This window comes from Spiroplasma endosymbiont of Nomada ruficornis (assembly GCF_964030795.1).
GTDB lineage: Bacteria > Bacillota_I > Bacilli_A > Mycoplasmatales > VBWQ01 > Spiroplasma_E > Spiroplasma_E ixodetis_A.
Map to the genome: position 1 here is coordinate 1,326,128 of NZ_OZ034962.1, position 14,709 is coordinate 1,340,836.

The following is a 14,709-nucleotide window of genomic DNA, read 5'->3' on the forward strand; positions in this document are numbered from 1 at the left end:
ATAATGAATAATTTAACTTGTAAAGATTTTAACCAATTATTAGCGGAAGCAAAAACATTTATCAAAGATCCTAAGCAAATTACAAAAATTAAAGTAGCTTATGAATATGCATTATTAAAACATAAAGATCAATATCGAAAGAATGGTGATCCTTATGTTTATCATGTTTTATCAACAGCATATAATTTAGTATTATGACATTTAGATGTCTCTTCAATACAAGCAGGATTTTTACATGATATTTTAGAAGATACACCAACAACTTTTGATGAGTTAGTAGCAGAATTTGGTTTGGAAGTTGCTAATTTAGTTTTAGCTGTAACTAAAGTTAGTCATTTTGCAAAAGAAAAAAGAAATGAAATTAAAGCTAATTATTTACGTAAATTATATTTAAGTTTAGCTCATGATATTCGTGTCATTATTATTAAAATGGCAGATCGTTTACATAATATTAGAACTATTAATTTTTTAAATCCCGAAAAACAAATAATTATTGCTAAAGAAACTTTAGAAGTTTATGCTTCTATTGCTCATCGTCTAGGTATTCGTAAATTACAATCAGAACTAGAAGATTGTTCTTTTGCAGTATTACATCCTAAAGAGTATAAAAAAATTGATAATCTTATTAATTTGGATCGTGAAAAACGTGAAAAATTAGTTAATGAAATTATTAAAGAATTAACTAAAACATTATCACAACATAAAAATTTAATTTTTAAAATTTATGGTCGTAGTAAACACTTATATTCTATTTATCGTAAAATGTATTATTTTGGAAAAGATTTTGATGATATACATGATATTTTAGCAATTAGAGTTGTTACTAATTCTATTGATAGTTGTTATGCCATTTTGGGTTATATTCATCAAAGTTTTACTCCTGTTCCGGGTAGATTTAAAGATTATACTGCAACACCAAAAAATAATATGTATCAATCATTACATACATCTGTTGTTTTTGATAATGAAATTTATGAATTACAAATTAGAACTGAAGAAATGGAAGATTTTGCTGAAGCCGGTGCAGCTTCGCATTGAAGATATAAAGAAGGGGAAAATAAAAATCCTAAGAAACGTCAAGCAGAAATTGATGAAAAATTAAATATTTTTCAAGAAATATTAAATTTAAATGACTTAAATCCAAATGTTGATGAAAACATATTAGAAGATAATATTGCCAAAGATAATAATTTCGAAAAAGAAATTCGACAAGATATTTTTAGTGATTTAATTTATGTATTAACTCCAAATGGTAATGTTATAACATTACCATTTGGTTCAACTGTTTTAGATTTTGCTTTTAAAGTTCATACTGAAATTGGTGAAACAACAGTAGGTGCAAGAATAAATGGTATTTATTCTCCTATTAATACTGTTTTAAAATCAGGTGATATTGTTGAAATTAAAACTGCTAAAACTGCACGCCCTTCTCGTGATTGATTAAATATTGTTAAGACCAATTTTGCTCAACATAAAATAAAAAAATATTTAAATAATCAGCAAGAAAAATTTAATCAAGAAAATAAAATTAAAGATACAGAAAACAAAGAGAAAATAAAAAAAACAAAGGAGAAAATAGAAGAATATATTATTGAAAATCACATTCGTTGAAAAATTGCAAAACGTAATGTTATTATGTCAAGAATTAGATCATTAAAATATAAAACGTATGAAGATTTTTGCTTAGATGTTGCTAATGGAACTTATACAATTGAACAGGCGGTTACTACTATTTTATATAGTGATTCAGTAACATTTCAAGAATTAAAAACTAAACAACAAACAACAATGAATTTAAGTAGTAATAATGAAATTATTATTGAAAATGCCCCCAATACTAAAACATCATTGGCTCATTGTTGCTTACCTATCCCTGATGAACCAATTGCGGGTTATATTACTAAAGGGCAAGGTATTAAAGTTCATCGTTTAATTTGTCCTAATGTTAGTTTGCCAGAGCGTAAAGAACGTATTATTGATACTAAGTGAAATTTATTAGCAACCAGTCATCATCTTTATAATTCAAAAATTCAAATTCAATATTTAGATCGACCAGCATTGATGACTGATGTTTTAAATATTTTGGGCTATTTAAAGGCACAAATTCAAAGTATTGATGCTAATAATAAGCTTAAGGAAAATCATGGAAGTTTAAAAATTTTAATTAAAGTTTCTAATATTGAACGTTTACATCAAATTATTTCATCAATTAAAAAAATTCCTGATATTATTGCAATAAACAGAATAATTATGTAATATTTTAGTATAATATTTTCAGCATTTAAAAGTAAATTTAGGGTAAACATTAAGAGACAGTGTGGTTGGTGCAAACATTGGTTAACTAATTTTATGACATTAAATAGCTTGTATTATTAATTAATTAAATATGATAAATTATAATTAAGTGCATTTACTTTGTAAATGAATTAGGATGGTACCGCGTTAAAAAACGTTCCTAAAATAAAGGAACGTTTTTTTAGAAGATTTATTTTTTATTAAAAGGAGTAAAAAAAAGTATGCAATTTCAAAAAGCAAGAGGAACACGTGATATGTATAATGAAGAGGTTATTATATATCGTAATATTATTAAATCTTTAACACAGTGTGCAATTAAATATAATTATCAAGAATTTATTACTCCTATTTTTGAAAATGCTCAACTATTTTTACGAGCCGTGGGAGATACAACTGATATTATTCAGAAAGAAATTTATCAATTTAATGATAAAAATGATAGATTATTAGCTCTTCGTCCTGAAGGAACAGCGGGTATTGTTCGTGCTATAATTGAAAATAAATTATATAAATCTAAGCAAACGTTAAAGTATTTTTATTATGGTTCAATGTTTAGATATGAAAGACCTCAAAAAGGGCGTCAACGTCAATTTAATCAATTTGGTATCGAAACTGTTGGTGTTAAACATCCTTTAGTTGATGTTGAAGTAATGATGATGGCCCTAGAAATGATAAAAAGTTTTTCAATACCAAATTTAACTTTAAATATTAATTATTTTGGATCTAATGAAACAAAAAATAAATACCAAATAGCACTTAAAGAACAATTATTAAATCAAAGTAAGCAATTGTGTGAAAATTGTCAAATTAGAGTTAAAGTATCGCCACTAAGAGTTCTTGATTGTAAAATTTGTACTAAATTAAATTTAGAAATACCATATTTAAATGATTTTTTAACTAATGAAGAAAAAACATATTTTACAACCATTATTAATAGTTTAAAAAATAATAAAGTTAATTTTATTATTGATGAGCATTTAGTTCGTGGTTTAGATTATTATAATGGTATTATTTTTGAAATAACTACTATTGATTCACGAATTGGTGAAAGTCAAAATACTTTACTTGGTGGTGGTAGATATGATAATTTATTTCATAAATTGGGCTCACCATTAAAAATACCTGCTATTGGTTTTGCAATTGGTATTGAAAGATTAATGTTATTATTGGTAGAAAATAAAAATATTAATAAACCACCAATTATTGATTTACAAATTATTGCTTTAAGCGAATTAGGATTAATAATAGCTTCCGATTTATTATTACAATTACGTAAAGAAAATTATCATATTGATATGGAATATAATTTATATCAAGATAAAAATAAGTCACAGATTATTGATCGTAGTTTAGCCAAAAATATACTATTTTTAAAAGAAAAAAATCAGGTTAGTTTTTATTCTTTTGTTAAAAAAGAAATGATAAAATTAATTTTTGATACTGAACAGCAATTGTTTAGTAAGGTTAAAAATCTATTATTAGAGGAGAATGAAGAATATGGAAAAACTCTTTAGAACTCATACATGTGGTAATTTAACGCAGGGTGATATTACAAAAGAAATTATTATTAGTGGTTGAGTTAAAGATATTCGTATTAATAAATTTGGTATTTTTATTGATTTACGTGATATGTATGGAACAACACAAGTCATTGTTAAACCAGATAACGGATATTATCAAGAAATAAAAAATGTTAAAGTTGAATCTGTTTTAAAAGTAATTGGAACAGTTGTCTTACGAAAAAATAAAGATGCAAAAACTGCTAATGATATGATTGAAGTAGTAGCAAAAGATATTGAAATATTAAGCAATTCTATTAATTTACCATTTGTTATTAAAAATGATAATACGCTTGCTAGTGAAGAATTACGTTTACAATATCGCTATTTAGATTTAAGAAGACCAGCAATGAATTATAATATTAAATTTAAACACCAAGTTCTTAGTTGCGTACGAACATTTTTGAATCAAAATAATTTTTTAGAAATTGATACTCCTTGCTTAACAAAATCAACACCAGAAGGTGCTCGTGATTTTTTAGTTCCTGCTCGTATTCAAAAAAAACATTTTTATGCTTTACCACAATCACCACAAATTTATAAGCAATTATTAATGATATCAGGTATTGACAAATATTATCAAATTGCTAAATGTTTTCGTGATGAAGATTTTCGTGCTGATAGACAACCCGAATTTCAACAATTAGACTTAGAAATGGCATTTACTACTAGTAAAGAAATTAAATTAATAGTAGAAAATATGATAATAAGTCTTTTTAATACTTTAAAAATTGGTAATATTCCCTCAACATTTTCATCGATTACCTATGATCAAGCAATGGATTTATATGGTAGTGATAAACCTGATTTGCGTTGTACATGTAAGTTAATAAATATTAATATTAACAATAATAGTGATGGATTTATTTATAAGGGTTTTATAGTTAATGATAAAATGAATGAAACAACTATAAAAAAAATAACAGAAATTAGCAATCAGCATGGAGGAAAAACATTAATAATTTATGACTTAATTAAGAAAAAAATTATTCATAATAATTCTAAAGTAAAGTTTGATGATTTAGTTTTAGCAGAAGAAATATCAAAAATAAAATATAATAATAATTTTTTAATTTTCGTATATGAACAACAAGATGTTGCTAATAAAGTTATGGGTGCTATTAGAAGTTTTTATATTAATGATTTGTCAAAACGAATTAATCATAAAGATTTTATGAATAATATTGAAAACTTTGAATTTATTTGAATTATTGATTGACCAATGTTTGAACAGGAAGAAAATAAATGACAAGCTTGTCATCATCCTTTTACAAGTCCAAAAAATCCTGAAAAATTATTAGATATAAAAAATAAAGATTTAGGAACTTTAACTGCAGATGCTTATGATTTGGTTTTAAATGGTTTTGAAATTGCTGGTGGGAGCATTAGAATTCATGATTATAAATTACAAAAAAAGATTTTTGAATTATTAGATTTAAGTAAAACAGAAATTGAAAATAAATTTGGTTTTTTCTTATCAGCTTTTAATTACGGAGTTCCTCCACATGGTGGTATTGCTTTTGGCATTGATCGTTTATTAATGATTTTAATTAAGAATGAATCAATTCGTGATACTATTGCTTTTCCTAAAAATAATCGTGGTATTTGTTTATTAACAAATAGTCCTAGTGAAATTTCATCTGATCATTTATCAATATTAAATTTGGAATTTAAGAAGTAAAATTTTAATTTTAAAGTGATTAGAAGTTTAATAAAATTAGAAAATATAAATATTAAAAATCTCTAATGAAAAATAATGAAATTGTTTTTCATTAGAGATTAATTATGTAATTTAATTGAAATCAATTTTTCAATAATGTTAAATTAATAATTATTAATTTCAATTATATTTTTTTTGATATTTGTTAATATTCAAGTTCAATAAATGGTTCACTATCTTTGGTTTTTAGATGTCATATAGCTGGTAAATTTTTTTGAACTAAAGTAAAGACATTATTTGGTGGTAAGCATTTATAAAGTGAACCATCATTAGTTTTAGTTTTTCCATCTCCGTTTCATGTAGTAACATATAAAAAATTTGTATTTTTATTAAAAACTAATGATAGTACTCCCCCTTTTATTCCAGACATTGGTTTAAAGTTTGTTTCTTCTGCTAAACATTTGTAAACTTCACCATTACTAGGAGATTGATATGAACCGGTTCAAACTCCTGCATAAATATTATCATAATTGTCAAAAGTTAAAGAAGAAACAGATTTATTTATACCATCCATTTTTTTAAAAGTATTTTGATTTTTTTGATATTTATAAACGTTACCTTTAAAACTACTTTCTCTAGTACCTATATAAACATTTTCATTTTTATCAATAGCTATTGTTCATATTTCACCATATATTCCTAATATTGGTTTAAAGTTTGTTTCTCCTGCTAAACATTTATAAATAGCACCATGTCAAGAACTATTTCTAGTTCCAAGATAAAGATTACCTTTTGTATCAGTTGCTAAAGAACATATTTAACCAGGTATTATTAAATTTATTTTTGGAATTATAATTTTTTTATTATTATTTTTTATTTCTGCTTGTTGTTGATTTTCTATTAACTGTGTTTCTAATTCTGTAATTTTATTTGCAAGATTTGTAATTATTTTTCTTTTATCTAATGCATCTCTTTCTGATTTTGCATAGAGATCACTTATTTCTTTTAAATCACCAAGAGTTTCTTGTAGTTTTTTATTTAATTTTTCAATTTTGGTTTTATATTTATTATTAGTTAGACTTTCTTTTTCTAATATTTTCTTTTTATTATTTATCATTTTTTAATAAGTACCTCTTTCTTTAAATTAATATAAATATTAATTTTTAATATTAAGATTTACCAAAAATTTGATTTTTTATTATTTAATATCGTAGGTTTAGAAAAAAATGTAAAATATTGTTAATTAATTTTACAAAAATTAAACTATGATAATACATCTGATAGTGAAAAATATTCGGTTATTGCAGATGATCACTTAATGAAAATTAATGATCTTTTTAAAAATAAATTGTTAAGAACAGGTGCACCACCTCATAAATATAGGGCAGAAAATGCTAATGCAGCACACTTTTTAAAAGATTTAGGTTTCAAAACTGGTGATGAAATTGGCGTTTATTCAGATGAAGAATATGCTGAAATTGTTAGTTTAACTGTTAGTATTAAAAATACTTTTCCAGGAGAAATTAAAGAAAAATACACCGAAGATAGTTTTGAATTAGAAGCAGGTACGTGTCAAATTGATATTATCAAAAATAATGAAATTTTAAAATCTTAGATTATTAATACAGCTGACAATAAGGATTTAGATGTTAGTCAAGAATTTCGAAAAATTTTACCTGATTTGAAACTTTATAACAATGTGGGAGTTAAAAAAGGAAGTTTAGCCTCTGATTTTAAATTATAATTTGCACCATATACACAAAAGCAATGAGAAGCTTTAATTAGTTTATTAAATACAAAAGTTTATACATTTTTTTATGATGCTGCTAAAAATGGTAATAAAATTACTGGATTTGTTAATGTTCAGAGAGTGTTATTACAAGTAGATTTTGGGAAAGTAAATGCACTAAAAGATTCAAGAATTGGATCATTACCAGTTTTAGATTAAAACTATATTAACACAATTATATTTTACAAAAAGAGCAGTTGACAATGCTCTTTTTGTGTTAATTAATAAATTATTTTATCTAGTCTTATTTTAATATGATGAATTATACTTGTAAGTGCAAGTAAATAAAATTGCAAAAAATTCTCATATAAAAATTTCATAATGCTAAATTTAGTTTAGAAAAAAGTAAGGAGTTTTTATATGAGTTATAAACATCTTGGCATAGATGAAAGGATTTATATTGAGAATCAATTGAAATTTAAATTTAAAATTAGTGAAATAGCTAAAAATCTTAATCGAAGTATTAGTACTATTATTCGAGAAATTAATAGAAATAAAGATAATAATCATTATTTTTCATTAATTGCACAAAATAAAGCTGAAAATCGAAAACAATCACATATTAGTTTTCATAAGTTTAAAAATAAGAATTTAGTAAAATATGTACAACAAAAATTACTATTAGGTTGATCACCTGAACAAATTTATGGCAGAATTAAAAATTTTCATAAAGAGTGAGTTATTAGTTTTAAAACAATTTATACTTGAATTTATTTTGGAAGCTTGATAAAGTTACTAGTAAAAATTTAAGCAGAAAAGGTAAAAAACGAAAATCTAAAGAAAATCGTGGCAAGTTTAATGGTAAATCAATTAAAGAATGAGATATAAATGTTAATGATCGTATAACACTTGGTCATTGAGAAGGAGATACTATAGTATCATCACGAGGTAAAAGCAAATCATGTTTAATAACTTTAGTTGAAAGAGTATCACGATTTACTTTAGCAATATTAGTTAAAAACAGAACTACTAAAGTTATTAATAAAAATGTCAGTTATTATTTATCAATTCTTCCTAAAAACATTGTTAAAACTATTACTTTTGATCGTGGCAAAGAATTTTCAAATTGACAACAACTTGAAAAAAATTTAGATGTAAAAATTTATTTTGCCAATCCATATTCACCTTGACAAAGAGGTACTAATGAAAATACTAATGGTTTAATTAGAGAAAAATTTCCTAAAAAATTTATTTTTTCAAAAACTAATAAAAATGAAGTTCATAAATTTATATTGTCTTTAAATCAAAGACCGAGAAAAATACTAAATTATCTTTCACCAATCGAATATTTGGATAGAAAAATAATTTAGTTGCACTTACCTTTACAATTTAGCATATTTAAGTTTGTTGAATTAATTTATTTTTTCTTTTATTCATAAATAAAATAATTTGATATTTTATTTATGAACTAAATTTATAATTATCAAATAAGAGGGGGTGTTAAAATGATAAATAATGTTGTATTAGCAGGTAAATTAATGAATGAACCAGAAATAATACCAACCAGAGAACAAATTCCAACAAAATGGACCAAGTTTATAATGGCTGTTGAAAGACCTTTTAAAAATCGTCAAAATCAATTTGAAATTGATTTTATCACTATTAAAACTTGAATAGCTAATACAGAGGAATTAAAAACACTATTAAAAAAGAATGCAATTATTGGTATTAAAGGTAGAATTCAAACATTTGCTAATAAAGCTAATGATTTTTACTATACAGAAATTATTGCTGATCGTATTATTTATTTAACTTAAAAGTAATTAAAAAATAGTCTTAATTATTGAGTAATTAAGACTATTTTTATTTTTACTACTAATAAGTTTATAGTCACTTTATATTTTTTCAAATTAAAACGATATATAGTAAAATAAATTTGTTATAATTTTACTATAATTTATTAGTATAAAAGGTTAGGAGCAAACAAAATGAAAATTGGAATTGTAAGTGATTCAGCTACTGGTTTTACCGTTGAAGATATGAAAAAATATCCTGAAATAATAATTATTCCTTTAAATATTATTGAAGGAGAAAATGCTTATGATGATAATAACATTGATATTGATAGTGAAACAATTCGTAAAAAGATGATTGATGAACACTGTATTTTAAAAACTAGTCAAACTAGTCGTGGTAAACTTGAACAATATTGAGATAATGCTTTAAGTAAATATGATCAAATTTTATTTTTACCAATTGCTAATAATGCTTCAGGACAATATGCAAGTTCACAAGTTTTACAAAAAGAAGAAAAATATAAAAATAAAGTTCATATTTTAGAAACAGGTGCTGCTTCAATACCTTTAAAATTTATGGTTTTAATTGCTTTTACTCTTGTTAAAAATGGAAAAAAAATTCCTGAAATTTTAGGAATTTTAAATAAATTTCGTAAAACTTATGAATCTTATATTGCTCCTAATGATTTAAAATTTTTGGCTCGTGGTGGTAGATTACCAATGAGTAAAGCAAGAATTGGTAATTTTTTACGTTTTAAACCAATTTTAAGATGTAAAGAAACAATTGATAATATTGGTAGAGTTAGAACCTTAAGTAAAGCTATGGAAGAAATGTTAGATATTATTACTAAAATTAAAGACGTTACTAAAGAAACAATATATATTATTGATGGTTGATGTAGAAAAGATATTATTGATGAAGCAATTAAAAAAGTAAAAAATAGAGGATTTACCAAATATAAAGTTGAACCATTATGTAATATTTTAAAAACACATACTGGTAATAATACTATTGGTTTTTCAGTAGTACCTAATCAATGAGTAAAAGAAGTCTAATAAAAAAGTAGTTTTATAAAAGATTGATCAAGTATTCTGTTTTTTAGAAAATATATAAAAAACTTTAAATCTAAAAAAGAATGTTAGTAAAGGTTAATTTAGTTTACTAACATTCAGATTTTTTCAACTTATAAATAATAAAATATTAAATATTATGATTTAAATTCTTATTAATAATTAAAGTTTTAAACTAAAGAAATAATTGAAAAAATTTAATAAAATAAATATTTATAAATCAAAGTAATGGTTTTTTAATTTATTGAGTTTTAACTATAAAATTAAAAAATATTTTGGGAGCGTACCGATGTTGTCAATAATATTCAAATTTGTCTTTAAATTATAAGTTTAGACGAGAATAATTTAGACTTCAATATGCAATTGTAAGTTAATCTTAACACTTCAAAAATATTAGTCAACAATAATACTTACTTTTATAACTCAAAAATTCTTATTAAAGTTTTCTTTAATAAGTTTTATTTTATTTTTATTTATTTGCTAAATTGTAAAGGTAAGTGCAACTAAATTATTTTTCTATCCAAATATTCGATTGGTGAAAGATAATTTAGTATTTTTCTCGGTCTTTGATTTAAAGACAATATAAATTTATGAACTTCATTTTTATTAGTTTTTGAAAAAATAAATTTTTTAGGAAATTTTTCTCTAATTAAACCATTAGTATTTTCATTAGTACCTCTTTGTCAAGGTGAATATGGATTGGCAAAATAAATTTTTACATCTAAATTTTTTTCAAGTTGTTGTCAATTTGAAAATTCTTTGCCACGATCAAAAGTAATAGTTTTAACAATGTTTTTAGGAAGAATTGATAAATAATAACTGACATTTTTATTAATAACTTTAGTAGTTCTGTTTTTAACTAATATTGCTAAAGTAAATCGTGATACTCTTTCAACTAAAGTTATTAAACATGATTTGCTTTTACCTCGTGATGATACTATAGTATCTCCTTCTCAATGACCAAGTGTTATACGATCATTAACATTTATATCTCGTTCTTTAATTGATTTACCATTAAACTTGCCACGATTTTCTTTAGATTTTCGTTTTTTACCTTTTCTTCTTAAATTTTTACTAGTAACTTTATCAAGCATTCCAAAATAAATTCAAGTATAAATTGTTTTAAAACTAATAACTCACTCTTTATGAAAATTTTTAATTCTGCCATAAATTTGTTCAGATGATCAACCTAATAGTAATTTTTGTTGTACATATTTTACTAAATTCTTATTTTTAAACTTATGAAAACTAATATGTGATTGTTTTCGATTTTCAGCTTTATTTTGTGCAATTAATGAAAAATCATGATTATTATCTTTATTTCTATTAATTTCTCGAATAATAGTACTAATACTTCGATTAAGATTTTTAGCTATTTCACTAATTTTAAATTTAAATTTCAATTGATTCTCAATATAAATCCTTTCATCTATGCCAAGATGTTTATAACTCATATAAAAACTCCTTACTTTTTTCTAAACTAAATTTAGCATTATGAAATTTTTATATGAGAATTTTTTGCAATTTTATTTACTTGCACTTACAAGTATAATTCAGCAAATTTAAGTTTTAATTTATAATAACTGGATAATTGTATTTATTTGATAACATTTAAAATTAACCATTTTTGTATACATATCAATGTTATAAGTTCTATCACCAATCATATGCTTTAAAATTTGTTTAATATTAGTTTCAGTAAAGCAACCAATATTTTCAACTAATGCTTGGTTTAATACACCATCTTTTGCATTAATAAAATAACCAACTTTTAATTTTTTATATTGTAAAGTTAATGATTGTAAAAAATCAATTAATTCATAATATTGACCTTTGGCAAATAAATTTATTGCATTTTGATAGTGTAATTTAGCAATTTGATTTTTTCTTCTTCCTGCCATTATACCAAGAAATAAAACATGAAAAGCATGAAATTTATCTAAAATAAATTTAGCATTTAAAATTGTAGCAGTTTTTCTAATTCATTTTGCACTATCTCCACAAACTATTAAATTTGCTTGGTCAAAGTTTTCAAAAAATAAATTACCATATTTTTCTATTAATTTTGCGGTTTTTTCAGCACCAATTTCTGTTTTTGAAACTCTTATTTTACATACAGCTCTTTTATTAATTAATTTTCCATTTTTCTTTTTACCAGTACACATTACTATTAATCTCATCGAACATTTTTTACAATTTTTAGTATTGTGTTTTTCATTAAACTTAAATTTTCGATGACCATCATCAATATTTACATATAAATTTTGATTTGGTTGTAATGGTATTTTGGGAATATTTGCTTTTGGTAATTCAAATTTTTGATATGTTCTACAAACTGTACTATTACTTATTAAATCTTCAATAAAAGTATCACAAACATCACGATACTTTTTACCATCAGCAAAATATTTTAAAATTTGTTTAATAACGTTAGGTGCAAGTTTACTATATTTTTTAACACCAAGATAATTATCTAATAATGATACGTACTCCATTTTTTGTGTTTTTGTGTTATAATGTGTACAAATACGTCGCTTATAAGTTAATAAACCTTTTTTTGCTTTTAATTTTCGTTGTCTAAATCTATATGATTTATATTCAGATTTATCACATATACTTCATAAATAATCATCTATTTTTGCAAATAATTCTTCTGTTGGTTTTAAACTTAATTCATCTTGATTAAAATCATGTTTGTCTCAATCAAAATGATTTGCGAATGGTAATATAAACATTTTTAATGTTCCTTTCTAATTTTTGTTTGTTAATAATTTAAGTTTAATTTTTTTTTAAAAATAAGGAGTAAATATGGCTTTTATTAGTAGTTATGGACAATTAAATAAAAAATATAATCTTAATTTTAGTGATAATAATTATGGTTTTAGTTGAGATATTTTTAAAGAATTTGTTGGTGATGAATGAGCAGAATATTTTACTACTAATTGTTTTTATCGTTTTGTTCCAACAGCACGTGGAACAAGAAAAACTTGAAACTGTTTAGCATTTGATTTATTTATATGTTGTAATTTTAGAGATAGTAGTGTTCAAGAAGTAAGAAGATATGAAAATACTCATAGTGAAACTACAATTGGTGCTTTAATGAATGTTTGTCAAGTTTTATTAGATACATATAATATTAATTTATTACCTAATAATCCACATGGCATTAAATGAAAAATTACTAAGGATGGGGGATGTATTATCTTTCCAAGTAATCAACAAATTGACTTTATTGGTTATGCTAATGGTAATAAGATTTTTGGAAAAGAAGCAGGTGGGTCAAGTTTTTTAGGTTCAAGAACAGATGAAATTATTATGGCAGAAGAAAAAGAAACATTAACTGAAAAACAATTAACATATCGATATGAACGTTTACAAAACTCTATGTTTAGAAGTAATCGTATTAAAGTATCAAATAAACCTATTAAAGAGTGAAGTTGAACATTTATTGATAAAAATATATATAGTTCTACCTTTGGACAAAAGATTACTCGTTATTTTTATAAAAGTTTTTTCATTACTTTTACATGTAATCCTTATGATAAATATCATCCATTTTATTTAAAATACTGTACACCATTTTTACCATTAAATGATGAAGTCATGAAAAATCTTAAAAAAGTTGGTAAAGTTTATTATGAAAATAAAGATATGTTTAGTGGTTTAGGTTTATTTGTTTTAAGATTTACTATTCAACCATTTTGAAATAAATTACCTGACATTCAACAAAGAACATTATTAGAAATGGAAAAAAGTAATCCAGATGAATATAATACTGTTTATTATGGTTTTGAATTTTTAGATAGCGATGCAACAATTTTCCCATTTCAAAAAACAGTAAAATATTGACAATCATATGATTTAAAACAATTTTATAATCAAGAAAAAGAAATGTATAAATTTGATTTTTATAGTGTTGGTATTGATTGAGCTACGGGACCAAAAGACCATACTGTATTTATGGTAGTTGGTTTTAAAGAATATAATAATACTGGTTATTATGATGCTTATATTATTTGTGAATTAGTAGTTACTCCAAATGATTTTATAAATGAAAATGAAAAAATTAATGCTTATGTTAATGAAATTTTAGGATTAATGGATAATTTTGAAAATTTTGAACAAGCAATTTATTTTTATGATGATAAAGCAAGAACAGCAATGGATTGATTAAATCAAAAATTAATTGATGAACACAATACTATTTTAATAACACAAACCGCTATTAAACATGCTTCAAATTTAAATCAAGAAGCCGGATTAACTAATAGAGTAGTTTGAATGAGAAATATTATGAGTTATGGAAACTTTTATGCAAATAAAGATGATTTACCAAAAACAACTCAATGTTTAGAAGAATTACGTTATGACCAAACCAAAACTAACATTCCTGACAAAAATATGTATCAAGACCCTTATGATGCATTATTTTATGCATTATATCCATATAAAAATGTAATTAGGGGTAAAAATAATGCTACTGTAAAAAAAAGTATCTTCACATTTGCAATATAATAAATAAGCGCAATACAATTAATATTATAGGTATCAAAAAATAAACACCTTTAATTTAGGCGTTATTTTGCTTTTAAAAGCATA

General features: G+C 23.4%; 13 protein-coding genes. 9 read left to right on the top strand and 4 right to left on the bottom strand.

Going from position 1 to position 14,709, the window contains the following annotated elements; genetic code table 4:
- The first annotated feature begins 3 nt into the window (after positions 1–3).
- From AAHM79_RS08025 to aspS, 3 genes are all read left to right on the top strand, one after another.
- Positions 4–2,256 carry a RelA/SpoT family protein gene (locus AAHM79_RS08025; RefSeq protein WP_342257590.1) on the top strand — a complete coding sequence of 751 codons (2,253 nt, stop codon included), beginning with the start codon at positions 4–6 and terminating at the stop codon, positions 2,254–2,256.
- 260 nt (positions 2,257–2,516) lie between these two features.
- Entirely contained in the window at positions 2,517–3,809 is a 1,293-nt protein-coding gene (gene hisS, locus AAHM79_RS08030; protein WP_342257591.1) for a histidine--tRNA ligase, read from the top strand.
- Positions 3,793–5,535: an aspartate--tRNA ligase gene (aspS, locus tag AAHM79_RS08035; protein ID WP_342257592.1), complete on the top strand. Its 1,743-nt coding sequence runs from the start codon at positions 3,793–3,795 to the stop codon at positions 5,533–5,535. Before hisS ends, aspS begins: the two co-directional genes overlap by 17 nt.
- Positions 5,536–5,719: 184 nt before the next feature.
- Here the strand turns inward: aspS and AAHM79_RS08040 are convergent, their stop codons facing one another.
- Both AAHM79_RS08040 and AAHM79_RS08045 read right to left on the bottom strand, forming a co-directional pair.
- Positions 5,720–6,088, bottom strand: a complete 369-nt coding sequence (locus AAHM79_RS08040; protein WP_342257593.1) for a hypothetical protein — start codon at positions 6,086–6,088, stop codon at positions 5,720–5,722.
- A 243-nt stretch (positions 6,089–6,331) separates the two neighbouring features.
- A complete protein-coding gene (locus AAHM79_RS08045) occupies positions 6,332–6,631 on the bottom strand; it encodes a hypothetical protein (protein ID WP_342257594.1) in 300 nt (99 codons plus the stop codon).
- Positions 6,632–6,832: 201 nt separating this feature from the next.
- Here AAHM79_RS08045 and AAHM79_RS08050 point away from each other — a divergent pair, with 201 nt between their 5' ends.
- The 5 genes from AAHM79_RS08050 (at position 6,833) to AAHM79_RS08070 (ending at position 10,095) form a co-directional block, all read left to right on the top strand.
- Positions 6,833–7,129 (top strand): hypothetical protein, encoded by a 297-nt coding sequence (locus AAHM79_RS08050; RefSeq protein WP_342257595.1) that lies wholly within the window; start codon positions 6,833–6,835, stop codon positions 7,127–7,129.
- Between the two features lie 534 nt (positions 7,130–7,663).
- Positions 7,664–8,053 (top strand): helix-turn-helix domain-containing protein, encoded by a 390-nt coding sequence (locus AAHM79_RS08055; protein ID WP_342257415.1) that lies wholly within the window; start codon positions 7,664–7,666, stop codon positions 8,051–8,053.
- Positions 8,008–8,613 carry an IS30 family transposase gene (locus AAHM79_RS08060; RefSeq protein ID WP_342257596.1) on the top strand — a complete coding sequence of 202 codons (606 nt, stop codon included), beginning with the start codon at positions 8,008–8,010 and terminating at the stop codon, positions 8,611–8,613. Before AAHM79_RS08055 ends, AAHM79_RS08060 begins: the two co-directional genes overlap by 46 nt.
- Before the next feature lie 135 nt (positions 8,614–8,748).
- Positions 8,749–9,060, top strand: a complete 312-nt coding sequence (locus AAHM79_RS08065) for a single-stranded DNA-binding protein (protein ID WP_342257597.1) — start codon at positions 8,749–8,751, stop codon at positions 9,058–9,060.
- Positions 9,061–9,231: 171 nt separating this feature from the next.
- The gene (locus AAHM79_RS08070) at positions 9,232–10,095 is read left to right on the top strand and encodes a DegV family protein (protein WP_252319596.1); all 864 of its coding nucleotides are present in this window, start codon (positions 9,232–9,234) and stop codon (positions 10,093–10,095) included.
- 518 nt (positions 10,096–10,613) lie between these two features.
- On the opposite strand, the gene AAHM79_RS08075 is transcribed toward AAHM79_RS08070, so the two are convergent.
- Both AAHM79_RS08075 and AAHM79_RS08080 read right to left on the bottom strand, forming a co-directional pair.
- The gene (locus AAHM79_RS08075; RefSeq protein ID WP_342257214.1) at positions 10,614–11,564 is read right to left on the bottom strand and encodes an IS30 family transposase; all 951 of its coding nucleotides are present in this window, start codon (positions 11,562–11,564) and stop codon (positions 10,614–10,616) included.
- A gap of 120 nt (positions 11,565–11,684) precedes the next feature.
- Positions 11,685–12,845, bottom strand: a complete 1,161-nt coding sequence (locus AAHM79_RS08080) for an Mbov_0401 family ICE element transposase-like protein (protein WP_342257598.1) — start codon at positions 12,843–12,845, stop codon at positions 11,685–11,687.
- Between the two features lie 73 nt (positions 12,846–12,918).
- Here AAHM79_RS08080 and AAHM79_RS08085 point away from each other — a divergent pair, with 73 nt between their 5' ends.
- On the top strand, positions 12,919–14,625 hold the full coding sequence (locus AAHM79_RS08085) for a hypothetical protein (protein ID WP_338958622.1): 1,707 nt from the start codon (positions 12,919–12,921) through the stop codon (positions 14,623–14,625).
- The last annotated feature ends 84 nt before the right edge of the window (positions 14,626–14,709 follow it).